The 25,160-nt window shown below is 74.6% G+C and carries 17 protein-coding genes; 9 read left to right on the forward strand and 8 right to left on the reverse strand.

The window, feature by feature from the left end; translation table 11 throughout:
- Nucleotides 1-59 precede the first annotated feature (59 nt).
- From obgE to ACFWJ4_RS14230, 6 genes are all read right to left on the reverse strand, one after another.
- On the reverse strand, nucleotides 60-1,541 hold the full coding sequence (obgE, locus tag ACFWJ4_RS14205; protein ID WP_380543262.1) for a GTPase ObgE: 1,482 nt from the start codon (nucleotides 1,539-1,541) through the stop codon (nucleotides 60-62).
- A 139-nt stretch (nucleotides 1,542-1,680) separates the two neighbouring features.
- Nucleotides 1,681-1,938: a 50S ribosomal protein L27 gene (rpmA, locus tag ACFWJ4_RS14210; RefSeq protein ID WP_030309712.1), complete on the reverse strand. Its 258-nt coding sequence runs from the start codon at nucleotides 1,936-1,938 to the stop codon at nucleotides 1,681-1,683.
- Between the two features lie 14 nt (nucleotides 1,939-1,952).
- Complete coding sequence (gene rplU, locus ACFWJ4_RS14215) at nucleotides 1,953-2,270, reverse strand: 50S ribosomal protein L21 (RefSeq protein ID WP_045696828.1); 318 nt, start codon at nucleotides 2,268-2,270, stop codon at nucleotides 1,953-1,955.
- 227 nt (nucleotides 2,271-2,497) lie between these two features.
- Complete coding sequence (locus ACFWJ4_RS14220) at nucleotides 2,498-6,190, reverse strand: ribonuclease E/G (RefSeq protein WP_380543264.1); 3,693 nt, start codon at nucleotides 6,188-6,190, stop codon at nucleotides 2,498-2,500.
- Between the two features lie 398 nt (nucleotides 6,191-6,588).
- Nucleotides 6,589-7,389: a TIGR03936 family radical SAM-associated protein gene (locus ACFWJ4_RS14225; RefSeq protein ID WP_380543267.1), complete on the reverse strand. Its 801-nt coding sequence runs from the start codon at nucleotides 7,387-7,389 to the stop codon at nucleotides 6,589-6,591.
- A 232-nt stretch (nucleotides 7,390-7,621) separates the two neighbouring features.
- Nucleotides 7,622-9,550 carry a TIGR03960 family B12-binding radical SAM protein gene (locus tag ACFWJ4_RS14230; RefSeq protein WP_380543270.1) on the reverse strand — a complete coding sequence of 643 codons (1,929 nt, stop codon included), beginning with the start codon at nucleotides 9,548-9,550 and terminating at the stop codon, nucleotides 7,622-7,624.
- A gap of 548 nt (nucleotides 9,551-10,098) precedes the next feature.
- Here ACFWJ4_RS14230 and ACFWJ4_RS14235 point away from each other — a divergent pair.
- From ACFWJ4_RS14235 to ACFWJ4_RS14260, 6 genes are all read left to right on the forward strand, one after another.
- A complete protein-coding gene (locus tag ACFWJ4_RS14235; RefSeq protein ID WP_380543273.1) occupies nucleotides 10,099-11,403 on the forward strand; it encodes a M14 family zinc carboxypeptidase in 1,305 nt (434 codons plus the stop codon).
- A gap of 148 nt (nucleotides 11,404-11,551) precedes the next feature.
- Nucleotides 11,552-12,355 carry an IclR family transcriptional regulator gene (locus tag ACFWJ4_RS14240; protein WP_380543276.1) on the forward strand — a complete coding sequence of 268 codons (804 nt, stop codon included), beginning with the start codon at nucleotides 11,552-11,554 and terminating at the stop codon, nucleotides 12,353-12,355.
- A gap of 442 nt (nucleotides 12,356-12,797) precedes the next feature.
- Nucleotides 12,798-14,483, forward strand: a complete 1,686-nt coding sequence (locus ACFWJ4_RS14245; protein ID WP_380543279.1) for an ABC transporter substrate-binding protein — start codon at nucleotides 12,798-12,800, stop codon at nucleotides 14,481-14,483.
- The gene (locus tag ACFWJ4_RS14250; RefSeq protein WP_359908091.1) at nucleotides 14,480-15,439 is read left to right on the forward strand and encodes an ABC transporter permease; all 960 of its coding nucleotides are present in this window, start codon (nucleotides 14,480-14,482) and stop codon (nucleotides 15,437-15,439) included. Before ACFWJ4_RS14245 ends, ACFWJ4_RS14250 begins: the two co-directional genes overlap by 4 nt.
- Entirely contained in the window at nucleotides 15,436-16,347 is a 912-nt protein-coding gene (locus ACFWJ4_RS14255; protein ID WP_380543282.1) for an ABC transporter permease, read from the forward strand. Before ACFWJ4_RS14250 ends, ACFWJ4_RS14255 begins: the two co-directional genes overlap by 4 nt.
- Nucleotides 16,344-17,987 carry a dipeptide ABC transporter ATP-binding protein gene (locus ACFWJ4_RS14260; RefSeq protein WP_380543285.1) on the forward strand — a complete coding sequence of 548 codons (1,644 nt, stop codon included), beginning with the start codon at nucleotides 16,344-16,346 and terminating at the stop codon, nucleotides 17,985-17,987. Before ACFWJ4_RS14255 ends, ACFWJ4_RS14260 begins: the two co-directional genes overlap by 4 nt.
- 91 nt (nucleotides 17,988-18,078) lie before the next feature.
- On the opposite strand, the gene ACFWJ4_RS14265 is transcribed toward ACFWJ4_RS14260, so the two are convergent.
- Together ACFWJ4_RS14265 and ACFWJ4_RS14270 are read right to left on the reverse strand one after the other, a co-directional pair.
- Nucleotides 18,079-19,131 carry an SGNH/GDSL hydrolase family protein gene (locus tag ACFWJ4_RS14265; RefSeq protein WP_380543287.1) on the reverse strand — a complete coding sequence of 351 codons (1,053 nt, stop codon included), beginning with the start codon at nucleotides 19,129-19,131 and terminating at the stop codon, nucleotides 18,079-18,081.
- On the reverse strand, nucleotides 19,128-20,600 hold the full coding sequence (locus ACFWJ4_RS14270) for an MFS transporter (RefSeq protein ID WP_380543290.1): 1,473 nt from the start codon (nucleotides 20,598-20,600) through the stop codon (nucleotides 19,128-19,130). Before ACFWJ4_RS14270 ends, ACFWJ4_RS14265 begins: the two co-directional genes overlap by 4 nt.
- 206 nt (nucleotides 20,601-20,806) lie before the next feature.
- Between ACFWJ4_RS14270 and ACFWJ4_RS14275 the strand changes: the two genes are divergently transcribed.
- From ACFWJ4_RS14275 to ACFWJ4_RS14285, 3 genes are all read left to right on the forward strand, one after another.
- On the forward strand, nucleotides 20,807-21,994 hold the full coding sequence (locus tag ACFWJ4_RS14275) for an acyltransferase family protein (protein ID WP_380543293.1): 1,188 nt from the start codon (nucleotides 20,807-20,809) through the stop codon (nucleotides 21,992-21,994).
- Between the two features lie 81 nt (nucleotides 21,995-22,075).
- The gene (locus ACFWJ4_RS14280; RefSeq protein ID WP_380543296.1) at nucleotides 22,076-23,278 is read left to right on the forward strand and encodes a cytochrome P450; all 1,203 of its coding nucleotides are present in this window, start codon (nucleotides 22,076-22,078) and stop codon (nucleotides 23,276-23,278) included.
- Nucleotides 23,279-23,481: 203 nt separating this feature from the next.
- Nucleotides 23,482-25,101 carry an aromatic amino acid lyase gene (locus tag ACFWJ4_RS14285; protein WP_380543299.1) on the forward strand — a complete coding sequence of 540 codons (1,620 nt, stop codon included), beginning with the start codon at nucleotides 23,482-23,484 and terminating at the stop codon, nucleotides 25,099-25,101.
- Nucleotides 25,102-25,160 lie beyond the last annotated feature (59 nt).

A 25,160-nucleotide genomic window follows, 5' to 3' on the forward strand; every position in this document is an offset into this window, starting at 1 on the left:
GACAGGTGACGGGGGCCGTCCGGCAGGGGCCCTGGAGACGGGCCTCAGGACTCCGAGGCTCAGTGGTCCTCGTCGTCCTCGCCCTCGATGGCGGCCTGGCGGCCGCTGGAGAGCGCCTCGAAGGCGAGGAACTCGGACTCGGCCGCGTCCCGGCCCTTCTGCTTCTCGCGGCGGCGGTCGACCGCCGGGCGCGGGTTCTCGAAGCGGTGGTCCTCACCGCGACGGCCGAGCATCTCGGCACCGGCGGCCATGGTCGGCTCCCAGTCGAAGACGACGGCGTTCTCCTCGGGGCCGATGACGACGGTGTCGCCCTCGTGCGCCCCGATCTTCCACAGCTCCTGCTCGATCCCGAGGCGGGCCAGCCGGTCGGCGAGGTAGCCGACGGCCTCGTCGTTGCTGAAGTCGGTCTGGCGGACCCAGCGCTCCGGCTTGACGCCGCGGATGTGGTACGCGCCGTCCTCCTCGGTGATGGTGAAGCCGGCGTCGTCGACGGCCTTGGGCCGCAGCACGATCCGGGTGGACTCCTCGGCCGGCTTGGCGGCGCGCGCCTCGGCGACGATCCCGGCCACGGCGAAGCTCAGCTCGCGCAGGCCCTTGCGGGAGGCGGCGGAGACCTCGAACACCCGGTAGCCGCGCTCCTCCAGGGAGGCGCGGGTCAGGTCGGCGATGTCCTGGCCGTCCGGGACGTCCACCTTGTTGAGCGCGACCAGGCGCGGGCGGTCCTCCAGGCCGCCGTACTCGGCGAGCTCGGCCTCGATGGTCTCCAGGTCGGTCAGCGGGTCGCGGCCGGGCTCCAGGGTGGCGCAGTCCAGCACGTGCACCAGCACCGAACAGCGCTCCACGTGGCGCAGGAACTCCAGGCCCAGGCCGCGGCCCTGGCTGGCGCCCGGGATCAGGCCGGGCACGTCGGCGATGGTGTAGACGGTGTCGCCCGCGGTGACCACCCCGAGGTTGGGGATCAGGGTGGTGAACGGGTAGTCCGCGATCTTCGGCTTGGCGGCGGAGAGCACCGAGATCAGCGAGGACTTGCCGGCGCTCGGGTAGCCGACCAGGGCCACGTCGGCGACGGACTTGAGCTCCATGACGATGTCACGGGCCTCCCCGGGCTCGCCGAGCAGCGCGAAGCCGGGCGCCTTGCGGCGGGCCGAGGCCAGCGCGGCGTTGCCGAGGCCGCCGCGGCCGCCCTGGGCGGCGACGAAGCTCGTGCCGTGCCCGACCAGGTCGGCCAGCACGTTGCCCTTGCGGTCCAGCACCACGGTGCCGTCCGGCACCAGCAGGACGAGGTCCTCGCCGATCGCGCCGGTGCGGTTGCCGCCCGCGCCCGGCTTGCCGTTGGTGGCCTTGCGCTTGGGCGAGTGGTGGTACTCCAGCAGGGTGGTGACCTGCGAGTCCACGGTGAGGATGACGCTGCCGCCCTCACCGCCGTTGCCGCCGTCCGGGCCGCCGAGCGGCTTGAACTTCTCGCGGTGCACGGAGGCGCAGCCGTGGCCCCCGTTACCCGCGGCGACATGAAGTTCGACGCGGTCCACGAAGGTGGTCATGGGTGTGCCTCCAGTGCGCGAGAGTCTGCTTGCTACCTGCGTAAAGCGTGAAGGGTGGACCGGAGAATTCCGGCCCACCCTTCACTGTGAGTCTTGTCCGACCCGGTGGGTCTTCTCAGACTCGGGAGTCCGCGGGGACTCAGGCCTCGACGGCCACGATGTTGACGACCTTGCGGCCACGACGGGTGCCGAACTGCACCGCACCGGCGGTCAGCGCGAACAGGGTGTCGTCGCCACCGCGACCGACACCGGCACCCGGGTGGAAGTGGGTGCCGCGCTGGCGGACGAGGATCTCGCCGGCGGAGACGACCTGGCCACCGAAGCGCTTCACGCCGAGGCGCTGGGCGTTCGAGTCACGGCCGTTACGAGTAGAGCTTGCGCCCTTCTTGTGTGCCATTTTTCGCTATCCCCTTACTTGCTGACCGAGTCGATGCTCGTGATGCGCACCGCGGTGTGCTGCTGACGGTGACCCTGGCGACGGCGGTAGCCGGTCTTGTTCTTGTAACGCAGGATGACGATCTTGTCACCCTTGGTCTGGTCGACCACCTCGGCGTGAGCCTTCACGCCGGCCAGGACCCACGGGTCGGAGGTGACGGCGTCACCGTCGACGACGAGGATGGTCGAGAGCTCGACCGAGTCACCCGGCTTGGCCTCGATACGGTCGATCTCCAGCACGTCGCCCACGGCGACCTTGTGCTGGCGGCCGCCTGCGCGAACGATCGCGTACATGCGGTACCTGCTTTCCTTGCTCGGTCGGAACCCCCGACGCCAGCCACCTGGGTACGGACACAGGAGCCTCTCCCCGGTCCTCCGCGCGAACGCGGCGACCCGGGAAGGTGATGTGCTCGGGAGCATGGCGTAGACACGCCGATGGTCAAGAATACGGACCGGCCGCCCGGGGGGCAAACCGGCCCGTACGACCCGGGGCGGGATCACTCCCGCCCCGGGCGTGGGCACTACTCGGACGCCGTATCACCCTCGGCGGCCGCGGCCTTCTTGGCCGCCGCGCTCGTCCGCTTGGTGGCGGTCTTGCGGGCGGTGGTCTTCTTGGCCGCCGTGGTGGTCTTCTTGGCGGCGGTCTTCTTCGCGGCGGTCTTGCGGGCGGCCCGCTTCTTCGGCGCCGGCGCCTCCTCGGCCGGAGCCTCGGCGGCCTCGGCGGCCTCCGCGGCCTCGGGGGCCTCCGTGGTCTCGGGAGCCTCGGCGACGACCGCGGCCTCCGCGACCACGACCGGCTCACCCGGCGCCTCGGCGACGGCCTCGGCGGCGGCTTCCGCGACCGCCGGGGCGGCGGCCTCCAGGGCCGCCTCCAGCGCCGCCTCGGCCTTGGCCTGGAGCACCACGATCTCGGCGGTGTCCGGGGAACCCGCCGGAGCGGTCGCCTTGCGCACCGCGCGGCGACGCGGACGGCCCGCCGGAGCGGCGGCCGGGACCTCGGCCACGGGGGCCGCGGGGACCTCGACGGCCGGCGCGGCCGCCTCGGCCGGAGCCTCGACGCCCGGGACCTCCAGGGCCAGCTGGCCCTCGATCTCCTCGCGCACCGGCTCGGCGACGTCCTCCGCCGACTCGGACAGGATGGTCACCACGGGCTCGACGGCCTGCGGCTCCTCGTGGCCCGCACCGCCCTTGCCGCGGCGACGGCGCTTGCCGCCGCCCGCACCGGCCTCGCCCGCCGCCACGGGGGCGTGGACGTGGGCGCTCGGCTGCTCCATGTGGACGATCACGCCGCGGCCGTTGCAGTGCACGCACGGCTCGGAGAAGGACTCCAACAGGCCCTGGCCGACCCGCTTGCGGGTCATCTGGACCAGGCCCAGCGAGGTGACCTCGGCCACCTGGTGCTTGGTCCGGTCCCGGCCCAGGCACTCCAGCAGGCGGCGCAGCACCAGGTCGCGGTTGGACTCCAGCACCATGTCGATGAAGTCGATCACGATGATGCCGCCGAGGTCGCGCAGCCGCAGCTGGCGCACGATCTCCTCGGCCGCCTCGATGTTGTTCCGGGTGACCGTCTCCTCCAGGTTGCCGCCCTGGCCGACGAACTTCCCGGTGTTGACGTCGATGACGACCATCGCCTCGGTGCGGTCGATCACCAGCGAACCGCCGCTGGGCAGCCAGACCTTGCGGTCCAGCGCCTTCATCAGCTGCTCGTCGATCCGGTAGGTGGCGAACACGTCCACCTCGGAGGTCCACCGCTGGAGCCGCTCGGCGAGGTCCGGGGCCACGTTGGAGACGTACTCGTGGATGGTCTTCCACGCCTCGTCGCCGGAGACGATGACCTTGCTGAAGTCCTCGTTGAAGATGTCGCGGACGACCCGGACGGTCATGTCCGGCTCGCCGTACAGCAGCGCCGGGGCGTTGCCGGTCGCGGCCTTCTTCTGGATGTCCTCCCACTGCTGCTGGAGGCGCTGGACGTCGCGGGTCAGCTCCTCCTCGGAGGCGCCCTCGGCGGCGGTGCGCACGATGACGCCCGCGTCGTCCGGGACGATCTTCTTGAGGATCTGCTTCAGCCGGGCGCGCTCGTTCTCCGGGAGCTTGCGCGAGATGCCCGTCATCGAGCCCTCGGGCACGTACACCAGGTAGCGGCCGGGCAGCGAGATCTGGCTGGTCAGGCGGGCGCCCTTGTGGCCGATCGGGTCCTTGGAGACCTGCACCAGCACGGACTGGCCGGACTTCAGCACCGACTCGATCCGGCGCGGGCCGCCGTGGCCGCCCAGCGCGCCGAAGTTGACCTCACCGGCGTACAGCACCGCGTTGCGGCCCTTGCCGATGTCGACGAAGGCGGCCTCCATCGACGGCAGCACGTTCTGGACCTTGCCCAGGTAGACGTTGCCGACGTACGAGGTGGCCTGCTCCTTGTTGACGTAGTGCTCGACCAGCACGCCGTCCTCGAGGACGCCGATCTGGGTGCGCTGGCCGCTCTGGCGCACCACCATGACGCGCTCGACCGACTCGCGGCGGGCCAGGAACTCGGCCTCGGTGATGATCGGCACCCGGCGGCGGCCCAGCTCGCGGCCCTCGCGGCGGCGCTGCTTCTTGGCCTCCAGACGGGTCGAGCCCTTGATGGACTGCACCTCGTCCGGGTCGAAGGACGGCTCGGTGGAGCGGCGGCGCGGCTCGCGCACCTTCACCACCGTGCGGACGCCGTCCTCGGTGGTCTCGGCGGCCTCGACGGCGCCGGCCTCACCGCTGCGGCGACGGCGGCGACGGCGGCGACGCGACGAGGACAGGCCGGCGGCCAGGTCGTCGTCCTCCTCGCCCTCGTCCTCGGCGACGGCCTCGGCCGACTCCTCGGCGGCGGGCTGCTCGGTCTCGACGGCCTCGGCGGCCTCGAACTCCTCGGCCTCGCCACGGCGGCGGCGACGGCCACCCCGGCGGCGACGGCGCGACGGACGGCCGTCGTCCTCCCACTCGCCCTCGGTCTCCGGACCGGCGACGGGGGCCTCCACGGCGGGCGCCTCGGCGACCGGGGCCTCGACGACCGGCGCGGCCTCGACCGGGGCCTTCACGGGGGCCTTCGCCGGCGCCTTCGCCTGGGCCTGGGCCTTCGCCTGGGCGGCCGGCTTGCGACGGGTCGGCTCGACCCGGGTACGGACCCGGCGGCGACGGCCGACACCGCTGTACTCGAACTCGTCGTCCTCCTCCGTGCGCTCGGCCACGGCCGGGGCCTCGGCCTGCACCGGGGCGGCGACGGGCTGCTGCGGCGCGGCCGCGGTGGCCGGCGCGGACGGCGTGGACGGCGCGACGAAGGGGGCCGGCTCCTGGAACACCGGCGCCTGGAAGACCGCGGTGGCCGGGCGCACGGCGCGACGGCGCACCCGGTGGTGCGGCTCGGCGGGGGCCTCGGTGACGGGGGCCTCGGGGGCGGCGGCCTCGACGGCCTCCTCCTCGGGCTCCTCCGCGGCGGCGGGCTCCTCGGCCTGCGGCGCCTCGGCGACGGGCTCCTCCACCGGGGCCTCGACGACCGGCGCGGCCTCGACCACGCGACGGCGGCGGGGGCGGCGGGCCGGAGCGGCCGGGGCCTCCTCGACCACCGGCTCGGCGGCGGGGGCCTCGGGGGCGGCGGCCTCCACGACCGGCGTCTCGACGACCGGCGCCTCGGCCTCGGTCGTGGGAGCACCGGCGGGCGCCTCGGCGCGCTTGCGGGTGCGCCGGGCCCGGGCGGGCTTCTCGGCGACGGGCTCGGCGACCTCGGCGACCTCGGCGACCTCGGCCTTGTCGGCCTTCTCCGCCTTCTCGGTCTTGCCCGCCTTGGTGGCCCTGGTGGCCCTGGTGGCCTTCGCGGGCTTCTCGGCGGCGGGCTCGGCGGCCGGGGCCTGCGCCGTCTCCGGTGCGGTCACCACGATCGGGGTGGCCTCCGGCGCCCCGGCCGGGGCCTCGGCGCGCTTGCGGGTCCGGCGGGCCCGGACCGGCTTCTCGGCGGCGGGCTCGGCCGCCGGCTCCACGGCCGGAGCCGGGGTGGCCGCGGCGGTCGGCGTCTCGGCCGGCAGCACCGTCTCGGCCGCCTCGGCGGCCGCACCCTGCGGGGTGCCCGCCGGGCGGGACACCGCGCGGCGACGACGGCGCGGCGGCGCGGCGGACGCGCCCTCGCCACCGGTCGCGGCGGTTTCGTTCTGGTCCGTGGCCGCAGTCTGCTGCGGATCGGTGTTATCGAGCATGCGGGTGGATCTCCCGTCAGGCCCCCGGGCTCCACATCCGGGCACGGCACGGCACCGCTGGGCGGCCGGCATCGCGACGATGCCCGGACCGGACCCTTTTGACGGTGCCGCCGCGCGGACGCGACGCCGCACAGGGGCTCGTAGTCTCGCTCGGCGCCCCGCGCTCGGCGGGGTGTCGAAAGTCTTCTGGTTCTGACCAGTCTTCTGAGGTTTTCCCAAGCTGCGCCGTCCCCCAACCCCGGGTGGCTCCCGGACGGGGTCCCGGACCGGCCGACCTTCCTGGTCGGCAGGCCCCGGGTGGCAGGCCTGTGCTGCGACGACGCTCGCTCCCCTGGGGAGCCGCGGGAACCCTGGAGGACCGTCGGGTCCAGTGAGGCACTGGACCCGGCCTCCCCCCGCTAGGCGGACGCGGTAGCGTGCGGCCCCACGGTCGGCTCCGAGCCGACCGGGGCCGCCGCGCGGTCGAGCGCCAGCGGGTCGGTCACCGTGCCGGTCTCCTCGTCGAGCGGCCCCTGCGCCAGCCTGGTCACCTCTGCGGGGACCGGCGGCGCCAGGTCGGCCGTCGCACGGAGACCGGACAATACGTCGTCGGGTCGTACGGCGGGTGTGGCGTGTCGTACTACCAGGCGCAGTATCGCACAGGGACGGCCGGTCCGAACATCGCGGTCGGTTCCGGGCCCGGCGTCCGCACCGGCCTCGACCTGGGCCGGGACGGCTTCCAGCGCCGCCACCGCGCCCCGCGCGTCGAAGACCCGCAGGCCGTTCTTGGTGCGGCGCTCGACCTCGACCCGCTCGGCGGCGAGGAAGCTCGCGACCGCCTCGGCGGCCACGTCGGGCTCCACGCCGTCCAGTCGGAGCAGCCACTCGGAGGCCTCCAGGCGCTCCACGAAGTTCGGCGTCCGGACCTCGACCGCGTCGATCACGTCCAGGCCTGCCGGCAGCGACTCGTCCAGCTGCGCCCGCAGTTGCTCGGGGTCGCGGACCGCGGCCAGGCCGATCTCCAGGTACTCCGCCTCGCTCGCCACCCCGGTCGGGGCCGCGTTGGCGTAGGAGACCTTCGGGTGCGGGGTGAAGCCGGCCGAGTAGGCCATCGGAACGGCGGACCGGCGCAGGGCGCGCTCGAAGGCGCGCTGGAAGTCGCGGTGGCTGGTGAAGCGGAGCCGGCCGCGCTTGGTGTAGCGGAGACGAATCCGCTGCACCGTCGGCGCGGGCGGCGGACCGTCGGGCGTACGGCGTGCCAGGGTCGCTCAGTCCTTAGTCAGTTGTCCCAGTCCGGTGCGGCGTCTTCCCGCCACTGTCCGGACTCTGTCACCTCAAAGGGTACGCGCCCCGCGCTCCCCCTCGCTCCGCCCCTGGTCAGCCTCCGCTCCACCGCACGCCGCGACCCCCGGCCGGAACGTTCCGGCCGGGGGTCGCGGGATGGGGGACGCGCTACTTGTTGACCACCGTCAGGGGGAGCATCTTCTTGCCGGTGGGGCCGATCTGGATCTGGGTGTCCATCTGGGGGCACACGCCGCAGTCGAAGCACGGGGTCCAGCGGCAGTCGTCGACCTCGACCTCCTCCAGGGCGTCCTGCCAGTCCTCCCAGAGCCAGTCCTTGTCGAGGCCGCTGTCCAGGTGGTCCCAGGGCAGCACCTCCTCGTAGGTGCGCTCGCGGGTGGTGTACCAGTCGACGTCGACGCCGGTGCCGGACAGGCCCTTGTCGGCGCAGGCCATCCAGCGGTCGTACGAGAAGTACTCGCGCCAGCCGTCGAAGCGGCCGCCGTCCTCGTAGACCGCGCGGATGATCGCGCCGACCCGGCGGTCGCCGCGGGAGAGCAGGCCCTCGACGATGCCCGGCTTGCCGTCGTGGTAGCGGTAGCCGATGTTCTTGCCGTACTTGCGGTCGCCGCGGATCGAGTCGCGCAGCTTGGCCAGGCGGGCGTCGGTGTCCTCGGCGGACAGCTGCGGGGCCCACTGGAACGGGGTGTGCGGCTTGGGCACGAACCCGCCGATGGAGACGGTGCAGCGGATGTCGTTCTGGCCGGTGACCTCGCGGCCCTTCTGGATGACGTTCTTCGCCATCTCGCCGATCTGGAGCACGTCCTCGTCGGTCTCGGTCGGCAGGCCGCACATGAAGTACAGCTTCACCTGGCGCCAGCCGTTGCCGTACGCGGTGGCGACGGTGCGGATCAGGTCCTCCTCCGACACCATCTTGTTGATCACCTTGCGCATGCGCTCGCTGCCGCCCTCGGGGGCGAAGGTGAGGCCCGAGCGGCGCCCGTTGCGGGACAGCTCGTTGGCGAGGTCGATGTTGAAGGCGTCGACGCGGGTGGACGGCAGCGACAGGCCGATCTTGTCCTCGGTGTACCGGTCCGCCAGGCCCTTGGCGATGTCGCCGATCTCGGTGTGGTCGGCGCTGGACAGCGACAGCAGGCCGACCTCCTCGAAGCCGGTCGCCTTCAGCCCGCGCTCCACCATCTCGCCGATGCCGGTGATGCTTCGCTCCCGCACGGGGCGCGTGATCATGCCGGCCTGGCAGAAGCGGCAGCCGCGGGTGCAGCCGCGGAAGATCTCCACGGACATCCGCTCGTGCACCGTCTCCGCGAGCGGGACGAGCGGCTGCTTCGGGTACGGCCACTCGTCCAGGTCCATCACGGTGTGCTTGGACACCCGCCACGGCACGCCCGGGGCGTTCGGCACGACGCGGCCGATCCGGCCGTCGGCCAGGTACTCCACGTCGTAGAACTTCGGGACGTACACCCCGCCGGTGCGGGCCAGGCGCAGCAGCAGCTCGTCCCGGCCGCCCGGGCGGCCCTCGGCCTTCCAGGCCCGGATGATCTCCGTGATGTCGAGGACGGCCTGCTCGCCGTCGCCGACCACGGCGCAGTCGATGAAGTCGGCGATCGGCTCCGGGTTGAAGGCCGCGTGGCCGCCGGCCAGGACGATCGGGTCCTCGTCGGTGCGGGCCGCGGCGTCCAGCGGGATGCCGGCCAGGTCGAGCGCCGTGAGCATGTTGGTGTAGCCGAGCTCGGTGGAGAACGACAGCCCGAACACGTCGAAGGCCTTCACCGGGCGGTGGGCGTCCACGGTGAACTGGGGGACTTCGTGCTCGCGCATCAGCGCCTCGAGGTCCGGCCAGACGCTGTAGGTGCGCTCGGCGAGCACACCCTCGCGCTCGTTCAGCACCTCGTAGAGGATCATGACGCCCTGGTTGGGCAGGCCGACCTCGTAGGCGTCGGGGTACATCAACGCCCAACGGACGTCGCAGGCGTCCCAGTCCTTGACGGTCGAGTTGAGCTCGCCGCCGACGTACTGGATCGGCTTCTGGACGTGCGGGAGGAGGGCCTCCAGGCGTGGGAAGACCGATTCGACAGTCATGTACTAGGAACCCTTACGACGTGATTCGGTGCCGCTGGCCGGCACGGGAGGGGTGACCCTCAAGGGTAGCCCAATCCGGGGAACGGGCCGTCTGCCCCGGATCACGGGCCCCGCGCGCTCCGGCGCCTCCCGGACGACCGGTGCCCGCCCGTGCCCGCCGCCGTCCGCCGGCACCCGCCGGTGCCCGCCCCGGCACGCGCAGTGCGCGCCCGCCGGCCGGTGCCGTCCGCCGTTGACACGCCCGGAAGGGCCGTGCGGTACTGACAGGGCTCCGCCAAAGAGATCTGCCCCCCTTCCGGACAAGGAAGTTGAGTCGTACGCTCGGCCCTCTCGGTTTTCCGGCCGGCGCGACCCTCCCTCACCACGGGCCGCTCCGGCACGGCCCTGTCCGCCCCCGCCAGGCCCCGTCCCGGCTCCGCTCGGCCCCCGTCCCGGCCCGCGCGGTGCCCCGCCCCGTTCCCGCCCCCGTCCCCCGCCCGCACGCCGTGCCCGGCGGCGCACCCGCACGCCCGCGCCCCGGCGGCCGTACGACCGGCGCTAGGAGAACCATGACCGACACCGGTCGGCGGATCCGCCCCCTCCGGCCCCTCGACAACCGGCCGGCCCGCTACCCCACGCCCGCCCAGGCCGAGTCCGCCGCCCGCCGGCTCGCCCTGCGGCACCCGGACCGCTGCCGGCTGCGCGAGGTGGGCCGCTCCCGGGCCGGGCGCCCGCTGATGCTGCTCTCCGTGGACCGCGGGCCGCGCGCGGTGCTGGTGGTCGGCGGCCCGCACCCCAACGAGCCGATCGGCACCGCCGGGACCGTCCGGCTCGCCGAGGTGCTGCTGGACCGTCCCGCCTGCCCCGGCGTCTCCTGGCACCTGCTGCTCTGCCTCGACCCGGACGGTGCCGCGCTCAACGCCGGCTGGCTGGACGGCCCGCTCACCATGCGGCGCCACTACGAGCACTTCTTCCGCCCCTCCTTCGAGGAGCAGCCCGAACTGCTGCCCGCCCCCGGCTCCGGCCGCCCGCCGATGCCGGAGAGCCTGGCGCTGACCGGCCTGATCGACGAGCTGCGCCCCTTCCTCCAGTGCTCGCTGCACGGGGTGGACTTCGGCGGCGCGTTCGTCCAGCTCACCCGCCCGGTCCGGGGCCTGGCCGGGCGCTTCGCCCGCTCCGCGGAACGGGCCGGCGTCCCGCTCGACGTGGACTCCTACGACGCGATCGGCTGGGCCAGCCCGGACCCGGGCACCTATCTGATGCCGGCCCCGGGCACCGGGGGTTCCCGGGCCCTGCCGGACGAGCCGGAGCTGTCCACCTGGTCGTACGCGGCCCGGTACGGCGCGGTCAGCGCGGTGCTGGAGGTCCCGATGTGGGCCGTCGACGCGGTCGGCGACGCCCGTCCCCACCCGGCCGGGGCGCAGACCCTCGCCGCGGCCGCCCGTGACCTCACCGCGCGCGCCGAGGAGCTCGCCGCCCTGCTCCCGGGCGTCGCCGCGCACCGGTACGAGGCCTACGGCCACGAGGCGTTCGGCCCGCTGCTGCGCACCGTCGAGCTCAGCCTGGCGGCCGCCCCGCGGGTGGCCGAGGAGTGGCTGGAGCGCTGGGGCTCCGAGCCGCTCACCGCCTCCCGGGTGACCACCGCCGGCCTGGTCGCGGCCCGCGTGCCGCTGCGGGTCGCGTCGGTCCTGCTGCGGCTGCTCGCCGACGCCCGCGACCCCGCCGCCGAGGCCGCCCGCGACCGCGCCCGCGCCGTCGTCACCGACAGCCTCGACCGGCTGCGCCACCGCTTCGGCGCCCGCTGGGTCCCCGTCCAGGAGCAACTCGCCCACCAGACCCGGGCCGTCCTCACCACCGCCGACTGCCTGCTCTAGGCCGCCCGGCCCGGTTCCGCCGGTCCGGTTCCGCCGGGCGGCCTCGCGCAGGGCCGCGGTATGCGGAACCCGCACCGCGGAATCCGCGTGCCGGGCGCGGGTGTTGGGGCGGGGGACGGGATGTGGGCGGCGGTGGAGGGTGGGGCGGGTGGCGGGGAATTCGGGGGAGGCCGGGGGGCGCTCGGTGGCCGGGCGGGTGTTCTCGGTGCTGGAGGCGTTCGACGGGGAGCGGGAGTCGCTGCGGCTGGCCGAGATCGCGCGGCAGACCGGGCTGCCGGCACCGACGGCGCTGCGGATGGTGCGTGAGCTGGTCGCCTGGGGCGCGCTGGAGCGGCAGCGGGACGGCGGGTACCGGCTGGGGCGGCGGCTGTGGGCGCTGGGGGCGCTGGCGCCGTGCCTGCGCCGCATCCGGGAGCTGGCGCAGCCGGCGCTGCGGGAGCTGCACGAGCGGACCGGGCAGACCGCGCTGGTGGCGGCGCTGGACGGCCGTTCGGCGCTGCTGCTGGACCGGCTGCCGAGTGCGGCGGCACAGTCCTCGCCGTTCCAGGTGCGGGTGGGCGGGCGGATGGACCTGCACGCCACGGCGGTGGGCCGGGTGCTGCTGGCGCACGCACCGGAGGCGCTGGTGCGGGAGGTGGCGGCGGGTCTGTCGGCGGCGGGCGCGCGGCACACCCGGTACACGGTGGTGGCGCCGGGCCGGCTGGGCCGGGAGCTGGCGGCGGTGCGGCGCGGGGGTGTGGGGTACGCGCGCCGGGAGATGCAGCCGGCGTACGGGGCGGTGGCGGTGCCGGTGTTCCATCCGGACGGTTCGCTGCTGGCCGCGCTGGGGCTGGTGGTGGCCTCGCCGGTGGATCCGGCCCGGTACGAGGGGCGGTTGCGCGAGGCGGGGCGGCTGATGGCGGCCGAGGTCGCGCGTTCGGTGGCCGCGGAGGGGGCGCACCCCGCCGGATGACACGCCCCCGGAGGGGGTCTTCCCCCGGGTGACGCGCCCCGCCGGACGGCGTCTTCCACTGGGTGGAACGCCGCGGTGGCCAGGAACCGCCGGTAGCGGGCACCCTGGTGCGCGAAACGGGCGAACGCGCAGGCATCGGAGGCCGCAGTGCACAGCAGCGGTGGCAGGACACCGGCCGCGCGGGGCCTCGCCCCGTCGGCGGGTGGTCCGGGCAGCCGTGGCCGATGTCGCGCCCTCGACCGCGCCCGTGGCACCGGTGTGCCCGGCGCCCCCTGCCGCACCTCGGCCTGACGCGCCTCGGCCTGACGCCCGGGCGAGGCCCGGCAGCGGATCCGACGCGGGATCCGCCCCATCTCTCTCCTCTCCCCCTTCCCCCGCCGTGCGCGCCCGCGCCCGGCGGCGGTCCCGTACGCCCTCCACCGGCACCACCAAGGAGTCACCCATGCCCAGCAGACCCGTGCCCGCCGCCCGGCGCGTCCGCCGTCCGTTCGCCGTCCCCTCGTCCGTGCCCGCCGCCGGTCTGGCGGCCGTCCTGCTCGCCGGCTGCTCCTCGGCGGGCCCGGCCGGGCCGGGGGCGGGCGCCGAGGGTGCCCCGGTGCGCGGCGGCACCCTGAAGTACGCGGTGGCGGTCGGCACGTCCTGCCTGGACCCGCACGTCAGCCCCGGCGACGTGACGGCGGTGATCCAGCGCAACGTCTTCGACTCGCTGCTGTACCTGGACGACAAGGGCGCCTTCCACCCGTGGCTGGCGAAGTCCTGGCAGATCTCGCCGGACGCCCGGACGTACACCTTCCAGCTGCGCGAGGGCGTCACCTTCCACGACGGCACGGTCTTCGACGCGGCCGCGGTGAAGGCCAACCTGGACCACGTCAAGGACCCGAGGACCAAGTCGCTGTACGCGGCCAGCCTGCTCGGCCCGTACACCGGGACGGAGGTGGTGGACCCGCACACCGTCCGGGTGTCCTTCGCCGAGCCGTACGTGCCGTTCCTGCAGGCGGTCGCCACCCCGTACCTGGGCATCGCCTCGCCGAAGTCACTGGCGGAGAAGGCTGACCAGCTGTGCGCGGGCGGCGAGAACTCGGTGGGCACCGGGCCGTTCAAGGAGACCGAGTACGTCAAGAACGACCACGTCGAGTTCAAGCGCAACGACGCCTACGCCTGGGCCCCGGAGGGCGCCGCGAACCAGGGCGCGCCGTACCTGGACGGGCTGACGATCCGCTTCCTGCCCGAGGACTCGGTCCGCAGCGGCGCGCTGACCAGCCGCCAGGTGGACGCGGCCACGCTGCCGGTCACCGCGGTGCGCACGGTGCGGGCGGCCACCGGCATCGAGGTGAACCGCACGCAGAACCCCGGCGTGGTCTACTCGCTGTTCCTGAACACCACCCGGGGGCCGCTGCAGGACGAGCGGGTGCGCCGGGCCGTCCAGCGGTCGGTGGACGTGGACGCGCTGGTCAAGAGCATCTACTTCGGCGAGTACGAGCGCGCCTGGAGCCCGCTGAGCCCGACCACCCCGGCGGCGTACGAGGCCGGGCTGAAGGACGCGCTGCCGCACGACCCGGCGGCGGCCGGCAAGCTGCTGGACGAGGCCGGCTGGAGCGCCAAGGACGCGGACGGCTACCGGGTGAAGGACGGCAAGCGGCTGACCCTGCACTGGCCGTACATCGCCTCGCTGGTGCGCGACCAGCGCGACACCCTGGCGGCGGGCATCCAGGCGGACCTGAAGAAGGCCGGGGTCGAGCTGGTCCGCGACTCGATCGACAACGGCACCTACTTCAAGATCTACGCGAGCGGCGACTACGACCTGTGGGACAACTCCTGGGTGCGGGCCGACCCGGCGATCCTGGCGGGCTTCTACCTCTCCTCCAACACCCCGGCGGCCGGCGGCCAGAACGTGTCGCTCAGCAAGGCCCCGGAGCTCGACGGCTGGCTGACGGCGGGCGCGGCGACCACCGATCCGGCCGCCCGCAAGGCCGACTACACCAAGGCCGAGCGGTGGGCGGTGGAGCACGGCACGGTGCTGCCGCTGTACGTGACCACCAATCTGATCGGGCACACCCAGCTCGTCCGGGGCCTGGTGTTCGACGCGAACGCGTGGCCGCAGTTCGCCGGCGTCTGGAAGAACAAGTGACACGGGTCGCGCGCGCGGTGCTGCACCGGCTGGGCGGTGCGGTCCTGGTGCTCTGGGGCGCGGCCACCCTGGGGTTCCTGGCGCTGCACCTGGTGCCCGGCGACCCGGTGTCGACCCTGCTCGGCGGCTCGGTGACCACCGGTTCGGCGGCCGTCCGGGCCGAGATCACCCGGGAGTTCGGGCTGGACCGCCCGCTGTTCGAGCAGTACCTGACCTTCCTGGGCCGGCTGCTGGGCGGCGACCTCGGCCGCTCCTACCAGCAGCAGCAGCCGGTGAGCCGGATCATCGGCGAGCAGCTCGGCCCGACCGCGGGGCTCGCGCTGACGGCGTTCGGACTGATCCTGGTGTTCGCCCTGGTGTCCGCGGTGACCACGGCCGGGCGGCGACGGGCGGTGCGCGGCGCGGCCTCCGGGGCGGAGCTGCTGGCGATCTCCACCCCGCCGTTCTGGCTGGGGGTCCTGCTGCTCACGCTGTTCTCCTTCCACCTGCGGCTGTTCCCGGTCGCCGGGGCGGAGGGCTGGCAGTCGCTGGTGCTGCCGGCGGTGACCCTGGCGGTGCCGTTCGGCTCGCTGCTCTCGCAGGTGCTGCGGGAGGGGCTGGAGTCGGCGCTGCACGAGCCGTTCGCACTGACCGCCCGTTCGCGCGGGATCGGCCCGCTGGCGCTGCGCGGCCGGCACGCGCTGCGGCACGCGCTGGTGCCGGCGGTCACGCTGGGCGGCTGGCTGGTGGGCGGGCTGCTGGGCGGGACGGTCCTGGTGGAGACGGTGTTCGCCCGGCCGGGTCTGGGCCGGGTGGCGCTGGACGCGGTCACCGGGCACGACCTGCCGGTGGTGATCGGGCTGATCCTGCTGTCCGCCGCGGTCTACCTGGTGGTGAACACCGCGGTGGACGCGCTCTATCTGCTGATCGACCCCCGGCTGCGCGGCGCCGGCCGGGTGCGGGAGGTGGCGGCATGACCGGCCCCGTCACCCCCGGCATCGCTCCCGCCCCCGACGCCGACGCCGCGCCGGCCGCCGGGCCCGCCGCCCGGGCGGTCCGCTCGGGCGGCGGGCGGGCGGCCCGGGTGCGGCCCGGAGTACTGCTCGCCGCGCTGGTCCTGGCGGCGGCGGTGGTGGCCTGCGCCTGGCCCGCCCTGCTCGCCCACGCCGACCCGACGGCGGCCGACCCGGTCGCCGCGCTCACCCCGCCGGGGGCCGAACACTGGCTGGGCACCGACCAGTTGGGCCGGGACGTATACGCCCGGGTGGTGCACGGCGCCCGGTACTCGCTGCTGATCGGGCTCGGCGCGACGGCGCTGTCGGTCCTGGCGGGCCTGCTGGTCGGCCTGCCGGCCGCGCTGTCCGGACGGATCGGCGACCAGGTGGCGATGCGCGCGGTGGACGTCCTCCTGGCGCTGCCCGAACTGCTGCTCGCGCTGCTGGTGATCGCGGTGGTCGGTCCGGGCACCGGCAACGCGCTGCTGGCCATCGCGATCGCGGCCACTCCCGGGTTCGCCCGGCTGGTGCGCGGGCAGGCGATGGTGGTGCGCGGCTCGGAGTACGTGCGTGCCGCGACGGCCCTGGGGGTGCCCCGGACGGCCGTGGTGCTGCGGCACGTGCTGCCGAACACCCTGGGGCCGCTGACAGTGCCCGCCACGCTGGCCGTCGGCACCGCCGTGGTCTCGGGCTCGGCGCTCAGCTTCCTCGGGCTCGGGCCCAAGGCGCCCGCCCCGGAGTGGGGGGCGATGCTCTCCCAGGGGCGCGACTTCCTGTCCACCGCCTGGTGGATCGCGGTGTTCCCGGGGGCCGCCATCACCGCCGTGGTGGTCGCGATCACCGTGCTCGGCCGTCAGTTGCACCGCCGCCTGGAAGGACGGACGCCATGAGCCCGATCGTCGAACTGGAGGGCCTGAGCGTCGAGTTCGGCCACGGCAGGCAGCGGACCACGGCGGTGGCCGGGGTGTCGCTGTCGCTGTCGGCGGGCGAGTGCCTGGCGCTGGTCGGGGAGTCCGGCTCGGGCAAGAGCGTCACGGCCCGGACGCTGGTCGGGCTGACCGCGCCCGGTGCCGCCGTCCGGGCCGAGCGCTTCCTGGTCGAGGGCCGGGACGCCGCCGCCTTCGGCGAGCGGGAGTGGCGCCGGGTGCGCGGTCGCACCGTCGCACTGGTGCTCCAGGACGCGCTGTCCGCGCTGGATCCGCTGCGCCGGGTGGGCACCGAGGTGGGCGAGCCGCTGCTCGCCCACCGGGTGCTGCCGAAGGCCGAGGTGCCGGGCCGGGTCGAGGAGCTGCTGCGCGACGTCGGGGTTCCGGAGCCGGCCGAACGGGCCCGGCAGTACCCCCACCAGCTCTCCGGCGGGCTGCGCCAGCGGGCGCTGATCGCCTCCGCGCTGGCGGCGGGGCCGCGGGTGCTGGTCGCGGACGAGCCGACCACCGCGCTGGACGTCACGGTACAGGCCCAAGTGCTCGATCTGCTCGGCGAGTTGAAGGCCGAGGGGACGGCCCTGCTGCTGATCAGCCACGACCTGGCGGTGGTGGCCCGGCTGGCGGACCGGATCGCGGTGATGAAGGACGGCCGGATCGTGGAGAGCGGGCCGGCCGACCGGGTGCTGGGTGCGCCGGAGCACCCGTACACCCGGATGCTGCTGGCGGCCGCGCCCGATCCGGACCGACCGGGGCCGGCCCCGGCGGCCGGCGAGCAGGAGCGGAAGCAGGAACAGGACCAGGCGCAGGAGCAGGAGCAGGACCGGCTCCTCACCGCCAGGGGCCTGGTGAAGCGCTACCGCACCCCGGACGGCGGCCTGCGGGAGGCGGTCGCCGACGTGTCGTTCGCGCTCGCGCCCGGCGAGACCCTGGGCATCGTCGGCGAGTCCGGCTCCGGCAAGAGCACCACCGCCCAGCTGGTGATGGGCATGCTGGCCCCGGACGCCGGGGAGGTGCTGCTGGACGGCCGCCCGTGGAGCGCGCTGCCCGAGCGCGAGCGCCGTCCGGCCCGGGCCGCCGTGCAACTGGTCCACCAGGACCCGCTGGCCTCCTTCGATCCGCGCTTCACCGTCCGGCGGATCCTGGCCGAGGCGCTGGCGGTCGCCGGGGTGGCCCGCGGCGCGGCCCGGCGGGAACGGGCGGTCGGACTGCTGACCCAGGTGGGCCTCGGCGAGCAGCACCTGGAGCGGCGGCCGCGCTCGCTGTCCGGCGGGCAGCGCCAGCGGGTGGCGATCGCCCGGGCGCTGGCCACCGGGCCGCGACTGCTGGTCTGCGACGAGCCGGTGTCGGCACTGGACGTCTCGGTGCAGGCGCAGGTGCTGGAGCTGCTGGCCCGGCTGCGGGCCGAGCTGGGCCTGGCGATGCTGTTCATCTCGCACGACCTCGCGGTGGTGCGCCAGGTGAGCGACCGGGTGCTGGTGATGAAGGACGGCCGGGCGGTCGAGTACGGCCCGGCCGAGCGGGTGTTCCGCTCCCCCGAGCACCCGTACACCCGGCAGCTGCTGGCGGCCGTGCCCCGGCTGCCCGCACGGACCGCGGCGGTCTGACGGGCCCCGGCACACGGCGGTGCCCCGGCGGGAACGTCCCGTCGGGGCACCGTCGTTCGGAGCCGGCCGTCAGCCCGGCAGGGGGCGGCCGTCAGCCCGGCAGGAACCGCCGGAGGATCGGCGCGGCGCGGTCGGCGAGGTCGTGCTCGCCGTCCGGGGTCGGGTGCAGCCCGTCCGCGTAGACCCGGTCGGCCTCGGCGACGGGCAGCACCTCGCGGCCGTCGACCAGGTGCAGCCGCCGGTCGCCGAGCCGCTGGAGCACCCGGACCGCCTCGCCGGTCAGCTCCCGGATGCCCTCCAGGGTGAGCCCGGCGGCGTTGACCGCCTTCTCCCGCTCCACCGAGGGCAGCGCCGCGATCACCGCGATCGGGGTGTCGGGGTGGCCGTCGCGGACGGTCTCGACGAAGCCGCACACCGCCGAGCCCCAGCTGCGCGCGGTGAACACGCTGCGGATGTAGGCGTTGGTGCCGATCTCCAGGGTGATCAGCTCGGCCGGGGTGTCCCGCAGGACGCGGGCGACCAGCGGGTCCAGGTACGCCTCCCCGGCGAAGCCGAGGTTGCGCAGCCGCCAGCCGTGCCGGACGGCCACCAGGGAGACCCAGCTCTCGGACGGGCCGTGCGGGAACATCGCATGGGTGAGCGAGCTGCCGTACGCGATCCAGCGCGGGCCGGTGCGTTCGAGCGGCTCCAGCACCCGGTGGCCGTGCAGCGAGAGCCGGCCGATCCAGGTGCGGCTGAGGTGCGGCAGCCAGATCTCCACGTCGGCCGGGCCGTTCGCGCCGGCGGGCAGCGGCAGGGCGAGCCGGTGGCGGCCGGGCACCGGGTGCCACCGGTGGGCGACGACGCCGTCCACCACCACGTCCAGCGGCGCGCTGCCGGGTTCGGCGTCCAGTTCCAGGACCAGTTCGACGGCGTCGGTGCGCAGGCCGAAGCGGGCGCCGGCCGGGAGTCGGGCGAGGCGGGCGAAGTCGGCGGAGAGGGTGGTCGCCACCCGGTCCAGCGGCAGGCGCAGCGGGATCCAGCGGTCCTCGTGCCGGGCCAGGCCGCTGATGCCGTCCCAGGAGAGCCGGGGGTCGTCCGGGGTGAGGCGTTCGACGGCGGTGGCGGCGGTGGCGGCGGTGGCGGCGGGCCGGGTGGCGGTCACGCCCGGCCCTCCTGGAGGTCGGCGGCCAGGGCCTGCGCCTCGGCGGGCGCGGCCTCGGCGGGCGGCGACTGCGCGGCGTCCCCGCCCTTCGGCGCGCCCAGCCCGAGGGCGGCGGCGACCAGCCCGACGGCCGAGAAGAGCGCGGCGACCAGGAAGGCCCAGTGGTACGCGGAGAGCGAGGGCGAGGCGCCGCCGACGCCGGTGAGCACCGCCGCGCCGACGGCGACGCCGATGCCGCCGCCGAGTTGGAGGGCGGCGGTGACCAGCGCGGTGGCCAGCCCCTGGTCCTCGTTCTTCACGCCGCCGACCGCGGCGATGTTGAAGGCGAGGAAGCTGGTGCCGTTGCCGAGCCCGTGCACGATCAGCGCGGGCAGCAGGACGCTCAGGTAGTTGCTGTCGGTGCCGGTGCGCAGGAACAGCAGGATGCCGCCGCCCTGGAGGAGCAGGCCGAGGACGGCCGCCGGGCGCAGCCCGGAGCGGTTGATCAGCTTGGGCGCGAGGTTGACGGCGAGCAGGATCGCGGCGGCCATCGGGACGATCGCCAGGCCCGCCTGGAGGGCGCTGTAGCCGAGCACCTGCTGGAGGTAGAGCAGGGCGATGAACTGCCAGCCGATGGTGGCGCAGGCCCAGACCAGGCCGACGGTGTTGGCGGTGGACAGGGTGCGCGAGCGGAAGATCCGCAGCGGCAGCAGCGGGTCGGTGCGGCGCTGCTGGATGACCACGAAGACGACCAGCAGCACGACGGCGGCGATCAGCGAGCCGAGGGTGGCGGCGGAGCCCCAGCCGGCTTCGGGGGCGCGGACGAGTCCGAGGACGAGCAGCAGGACGCCGGCGGTGGCGGTGAGCGCGCCGGCCGCGTCGAAGCCGGGCCGTTCGCCGGTGCGCGCCCGGTCGGGGGCGACGGCGTAGTTGGTGACGGCGAGGACGAGCGAGGCGACGACGAAGGGGACGAAGAAGATGAGCCGCCAGTGCACTTCGGTCAGGACGCCGGAGAACACCAGGCCGGCCGCGTAGCCGCTGGCGCCGGTGAGGGAGAAGATGCCCATCGCGCGGGTGCGCTCGGGGCCCTCCTTGAACGTGGTGGTGATGATCGACATCGCCGCGGGGGCGATGAAGGCGGCGGCGACGCCCTTGATGACGCGGCTGACGACCAGCAGGGTGCCGTCGGAGACGAGCCCGCCGGCGAGGCTGACGAGGGCGAACACGGCGGTGGCCCAGAAGAACAGCCGGCGCCGGCCGAAGAGGTCGGCGGCTCGGCCGCCGAGCAGCAGGAAGCCGCCGTAGGCGACGGCGTAGCCGGAGATGATCCACTGCAGCGTCTCCGGCCCGAGGCCGAGGTCCTGCTTGATCTCCGGCAGGGCGACACCCATCAGGGAGACGTCCATCGAGTCGAGGAAGAGCTGGGCGCAGAGCACCAGGAGTGCCAACCCCTTGTGCGCGCCGAGGGTGCGGGGCGCCGTGTCCGGCATCGGCCCTCTCCCAATCCATCTGGCAGACAATCGTCTGCATCTCAATCAAGTGGGCTGAACGTAGCAGTCAAATCATCTAGCGTCAAACAATCTCCGCGCCACGCGACCTCCAACACCCCTTGCATCTCCGCGAGTTGACTTCCTATTGTTTGATAATTGCCGAACCTTAGAAATATCGGCCCTACCCACGGGGGAGTTGCCCACCCATGCCCGAATCCGTCAGACGTCCCCGCCTGCCCTCGCTCACCGGCGTCAGATTCCTGATCGTGGTCCCGGTCTTCGCCTTCCACGCGGACATGGAGAAACCGTTCGGCGACGCGGGGGTCGCCGACGCCTACGCCTGGCTCGTCGCCAACGGCGCCTGGACCGCGATCAGCTGCTTCTTCGTCCTCAGCGGCTTCGTGATCACCTGGGGCTCACGCCCCGACCACAGTGCCCGCGGCTTCTGGCGCCGCCGGGCCGCCAAGATCTACCCGCTGCACGTGCTCACCTGGGCCGCCGCGCTGGTGCTGCTCGCCGTGGCCGGCCACGCCGCGACCGCCCGCCAGGCCGTTCCCAACCTGTTCCTGGTGCACACCTGGAACCCGGACCGCGAGGTCTTCTCCAGCCTCAACGACGTCAGTTGGTCGATCTCCTGCGAGATCTTCTTCTACGCCGCCTTCCCGCTGCTGGTGCACTGGATCCGGAAGATCCGCCCCGAGCGGCTCTGGGCCTGGACCGCTGCGGTGATCGCCGCGGTCCTGCTCGTCCCGGCCGCCTCCGCCCTGCTGCCGGACCGTCCGCCGCTGCCCTTCGGTTCCGGCTCGGTGTGGCAGTTCTGGTTCGTCTACGTGTTCCCGCCGGTGCGGCTGCTGGAGTTCGTGCTGGGCATCCTGCTCGCCCGGATCGTCCTCACCGGCCGCCGGCTGCCGATCGGCGCCCTGCCCGCCGCCCTGCTCCTGATCCCGGCCCAACTCCTGGCCAAGCAGCTGCCGTTCCTGTGGGGGCTGACCACCCCCGCGATCGTCCCGATCGCCCTGCTGCTGCCCGCGCTCGCCGCCCGGGACGTGGCCGGCCGGCGCTCCTTCCTCACCTCCCGGCCGCTGGTCACCCTCGGCAGCTGGACCTTCGCCTTCTACCTGGTCCACCGGCTGATCCTGGACCACGGCCACCGCGCCCTCGGCGCCGGACGGACCTTCACCACCCCGGTCGCCGCCGCGCTGCTGCTCGGCGCGTTCACCGCCGCCTGGCTGCTCGCCGGGCTCCTGCACCGGTACGTCGAGCTCCCGGCCGTACGGCTGCTCGCCGCACCCCGCCGGCGCACCACCGACGCCACGCCCCCGAGCCCCCCGACCGGCCCGGCGCCCGCCCCCGACCCGGACACCGGCCGCCTGACCGAAGCCCCGACCACCTGATCACGCGCCCGCACCCGCACCCCCGACCGGAACCACGACCGCCCGACCACGACCCCAGTGATCCCACCGAGAGGCAGACCGATGACCGACCAGGACCTCACCGCCTACCCCCTTCCGCTCTCCCCCTACGGCGAGCCGCCCGCCGAGTTCGCCGAACTGCGCGCCAAGTGCCCGGTCAGCCGGGTCCGGCTGCCCAGCGGCGACCAGGCCTGGCTGGTCACCGGCTACGACGAGGTCGTCTCCGCGCTCTCCGACCAGCGACTGTCCCGGGCCGCGCTGCGCGAGCCGGGCGCCGTGCGCACCGTCTCCGGCGAGGACTTCTCCGACAACCCGTACAACCTGCTCAACCAGGAGGGCCCCGACCACGCCCGGCTGCGCCGACTGATCTCCCCCGCCTTCACCCCGCGCAAGGCCGAGCGCTGGCGCTCCCGGGTGGTCGAGATCGCCGACGAGCTCATCGACCGCCTGGTCGAAGGTCCCCGGCCGGCCGACCTGCACCACGACTTCGCCGCCGTGCTGCCGGTCTGGGTGATCTGCGAGATGGTCGGCGCCCCGGTCGAGGACCGCCCGCTGCTCCAGCAGTGGACCGACCGGCTGGTCTCCATCACCGCCCACACCCCCGAGGAGCGGCTCGCGGCCCGCCAGGAGTCCGCCGCGTACGTCGCCGGGCTGGTCGCCGAACGCCGCGCGAACCCCGGCGAGGACCTGCTCTCCACCCTCATCGCGGCCCGCGACGACGAGGACCGCCTCGACGAGCGCGAGCTGGTCTGGCTCGGCATCAACCTGCTGGTCGCCGGCCACGACACCACCGTCAGCGCGGTCTCCCGGGCGCTGTACCAGCTGCTGCGCCACCCCGACCAGTGGCGGCTGCTCACCGAGCGCCCCGACCTGCTGGACAACGCGACCGAGGAACTGCTGCGCTACGCCCCGCCGTCCGAGATCGGCTTCATGCGGGTCGCCACCGAGGACCTGGAGCTGGCCGGCACCCCGGTCGCCAAGGGCGAGGGCGTCATCCCGGTGATGCACGCGGCCGGCCGCGACATCCGCCGGGTGGACGACCCCGAGCGGCTCGACCTCACCCGCGCCGACCCGAAGCACGTCGCCTTCGGCCACGGCGCCCACTACTGCCCCGGCGCGGGCGTCGCCCGGATGGAGCTCCAGGTCGCCTTCGGCACCCTGGCCCGCCGGCTGCCCTCGCTGCGGCTCGCGGTACCCGCCGAGGAGGTCGAGTGGCTCGGCGGCCTGCTGACACTGCGTCCGAAGGCGCTGCCCGTCGAGTGGTGACGGGGCTCGGCGGACGCCCCGGCGACCCGGTCCGACGGCCCGTCCGTTGGGCCGGGTCGCCGCCCGCCGCCCGGCCGTTGGGACGGGGTCCGGTCCGTACCGACGCCCGAAGACGGAACACCTGTCCGATCCCGAGACTTGGGGCCAGCCGGTACACCGCCCCCTCCGACCGGACCGCCCGCTCCGCCCAGGAACGAGGACCCATGCCCACCACGCCTCCCCTGGCCCTGACCGGCCACGACCTGACCCTCGCCGACATCGTCTCCGTCGCCCGGGCCCGCCCCGGCACCGCCGGACCGGTCCTCGCCCCCGCCGCCACCGGGAGGATGTCCGCCTCCGTCGCCCTCAAGGAGGACTGGCTGGCGCGCGGCATCCCGCTGTACGGCATCACCACCGGATTCGGCGACTCCGTCGGGCGGCAGATCTCCGCCGACCGCGCCGCCGCGCTCCAGCGGAACCTGATCACCTACCACCTCAACGGCACCGGCCCGACCGCCGCACCCGAGGTCGCCCGCGCCGTCCAGCTGATCCGCGCCAACTGCCTGGGGCGCGGCCCCTCCGCGATCCGGCCCGTCGTGGTCGACACCCTGCTGCGCCACCTGGCCGCCGACATCCTGCCGCTCATCCCCGAACGGGGCTCGCTCGGCGCCAGCGGCGACCTGGTCCCGCTCTGCTACCTGGCGCACGCCCTGCTCGGCGAGGGCGAGGTGCTGCACCGCGGCCGGATCCGCCCGGCCGCCGAGGCGCTCGCCGAGGAGGGCATCGAACCGGTGGTGCTCACCGCCAAGGAGGGCCTGGCACTGATCAACGGCACCTCCTTCACCTCCGCCTTCGCCGTCCTCGCCGCCCACGACGCGGCCGAACTCGCCGCCGCCGCCGACATCGCCACCGCCCTCGCCGTGGAGGCGCTGCACGGCAACGCCTCGCACTTCCACCCGTTCCTGCACCGCCAGAAGCCGCACCCCGGCCAGCTCGCCTCCGCGGCCGCGATCCGCGCCCTGCTCGACGGCTCCGAACTCGCCACCGACTACCGGGGCATCCTCGACCGCCAGGAACGCCTGGGCGACCGCGGCTTCCTCACCCACGAGCACCGCATCCAGGACCCGTACTCGCTGCGCTGTGCCCCGCACGTCACCGGCGTGCTGCGGGACACCCTGGACTGGGTGCGGCCCTGGCTGGAGACCGAGGTCAACTCCTCCACCGACAACCCGCTGTTCGACACCGAGGAGGGCCTGCTGCACCACGGCGGCAACTTCTACGCCGGCCACGTCGGCCAGGCCATGGACGGCCTCAAGACCGCCGTCGCCAACACCGCCGACCTGCTCGACCGCCAGCTCGCCCTGCTGGTCGACCCCAAGTTCAGTCGCGGCCTGCCGCCCAACCTGATCGCCCCCGCCGCCGACACCGACGCCCACGCCGGGCTCCACCACGGCTTCAAGGGCATGCAGATCGCCGCCTCCGCGATCACCGCCGAGGCGCTCAAGACCGCCGTACCCGCCTCACTGTTCTCCCGCTCCACCGAGGCGCACAACCAGGACAAGGTGAGCATGGGCACGATCGCCGCCCGCGACGCCCGTACGGTCGTCGAGCTCGCCCGCGACGTCACCGCGATCCACCTGCTCGCCGTCGCCCAGGCGGTCGAGCTGCGCGGCCTGCGCAAGGCCTCGCCCACCCTCCAGAAGGTGCACGGACTGATCCGCGAGCAGGCCCCGTTCACCGACCGCGACCGGCGGATGGACGGCGACATCGCCGCCGTGGCCGGCCTGGTCCGGGACGGTTCGCTGCGCCGCGCCGCCGGGCTCCCGGAGCCCTTCGCCGCCTGAACCCCCGCCCTTCGCCGCCCGAACCCCCGCCGTTCGCCGTTCCCCCGCACCGGCACGTC

The organism is Kitasatospora sp. NPDC127067 (genome assembly GCF_042724755.1).
Taxonomy (GTDB): Bacteria; Actinomycetota; Actinomycetes; order Streptomycetales; family Streptomycetaceae; genus Kitasatospora; species Kitasatospora lactacystinica.